This is a genomic window from Microcystis sp. LE19-10.1B (genome assembly GCF_027530565.1).
Taxonomy (GTDB): domain Bacteria; phylum Cyanobacteriota; class Cyanobacteriia; order Cyanobacteriales; family Microcystaceae; genus Microcystis; species Microcystis aeruginosa.
Genome location: NZ_JAPZQM010000086.1, coordinates 1 through 1,610 on the forward strand (window position 1 = coordinate 1; position 1,610 = coordinate 1,610).

The 1,610-nt window shown below is 41.1% G+C and carries 2 protein-coding genes; both read left to right on the forward strand.

Translation table 11 applies throughout. The annotated features are described in order from the left end of the window. Positions 1 to 72 precede the first annotated feature (72 nt). Entirely contained in the window at positions 73 to 1,062 is a 990-nt protein-coding gene (locus O9332_RS02955; RefSeq protein ID WP_288023567.1) for a CHAT domain-containing protein, read from the forward strand. After that, complete coding sequence (locus tag O9332_RS02960; RefSeq protein ID WP_002760882.1) at positions 1,052 to 1,384, forward strand: hypothetical protein; 333 nt, start codon at positions 1,052 to 1,054, stop codon at positions 1,382 to 1,384. The genes O9332_RS02955 and O9332_RS02960 overlap by 11 nt, the downstream gene beginning before the upstream one ends. Positions 1,385 to 1,610 lie beyond the last annotated feature (226 nt).

Here is a 1,610-nt window from a genome sequence, read left to right on the forward strand (position 1 = left end):
ACTCAATTGTCTATCTTTTGGTATTAACCTGTTTGTGCCTTAAGTCCTTCCCTGTATGGATTTCAGCTACTTTTGAGCGTAGGCGCTCTCATCGAATTTTATTTTAAGTTAATTATTTGCATAACAATTCCCGAAGAGCCAGTAGTGCAACAAGGAAACCCCTCTGATGAGCGTTGGGAGAGTATCTGTTTCAATCTTCAGAGTGTTGGTGCTAACTTGTTCGAGATGTTAATTCCCTCTGAAGTAGCAAAAAAAGTGCGAGATTGGAAGATTGGTTCTCCTGTCATTATCTCCACTAATGAACAGTGGATTCCTTGGGAATTAATGTACGACGGCGAAGATTTTTGGGGAAAGAAGTTTATTATTGCTCGCTCTCCTCGCCTCAGCGATAGTCAAGATTTACCAAGAAGAAATAGACCTGAAAGTAAGGGAAAAAGACAAATCAAGCGGATTGTCAATATTGTCGGTGGAGATGTACCTTCCTCGGAAGCAGAGCGAGCTACCCATCTATTCTCTAATCTTCTCCCCCCGGAAGCGGTACACTTGTTAGCTAAACAGCCAATTTCGTCCCTTGTAAAAGCTATTCCAGGCACAGATGTGCTTCATTTTACCTGTCACGGACATTTAGAACCGCACCTACTCCAAATTGCTGGCGATAAAAACAAAACCCGAATTGAAAACTTGCTCCCTGAAACCATTCTAAGGCTACCTCTTGAGCCGGGTAGTCTTGTGTTTGCTAACGCCTGTGCTTCAACCGTTCCCGTGTTAACCTTTGGAAAATTTAGCAGTTTTGGCTGGAAATTTTATCAGCGTGGTGCAGATGCTTTCATTGGAACTTTAGGAGCCGTACCAGTGAAATATGCCGTCAACTTTGCCGAAATTGTTTACCGTGAATTATTCAACCCAGATGAGAAAATTACTATCGGACAGGCTGTAGCCAAAGCCAAAGAAGTTGCAGCCAATGAGAGAAACTTATTTTGGCTACTGTATTGTATTTATGGCGATCCAGATTTCTCGATTGTACAGCAAAAAAATTCCAAGGAGGAAGACCATGCCAATTAAAGTATATGCCACAGCCGTCGATCCAGCTTCAGTTAGTAGCTTACAAACTGAGGATGAGGAAATCCTGACTACTTTGGGACCACAAGAGGAAACCGTCGCAGTTCAGTTGCAAGAACTCTTTGAATCTGTCATGGAAGCTCTTTCTAGTAAGGTAGATGTAGAAAGTCAGTTGACTGTTGAAATTAATGGTTCAGTCAGTCTAAAGGCGAAGGGAGAACTCAAATATCTGTTTTTCAACATTGGAGCAGAAACAGCCAATACAAACACGATGAAAGTTACCCTATCTACAACTTTGCAGCCAAAAATACAGAAAACGAAGTAAATGTCCACCATTAAAACAAAAAGCCAGAGGTCGGTATCCGGTCTCTCAAAGAAAACGGGTTTCTCAAAGAGTTTCTCAAAGAAAACCGTTTTCTAGATATTGATTTTTGCCAAAGACTGCTTAAATTCTGCGAGAGAATTAGCGGTAGCTGCTAATTTAACAATCTCTTGTAATGTAGATAGTACCGAAACTTTATTCAGGTATTGTTCCACATCTAAAGGAACTT

Excerpts from the sequence above, each read along its gene's own strand:
- O9332_RS02960 (WP_002760882.1), top strand. The coding sequence starts at position 1,052 with ATGCCAATTAAAGTATATGCCACAGCCGTCGATCCAGCTTCAGTTAGT.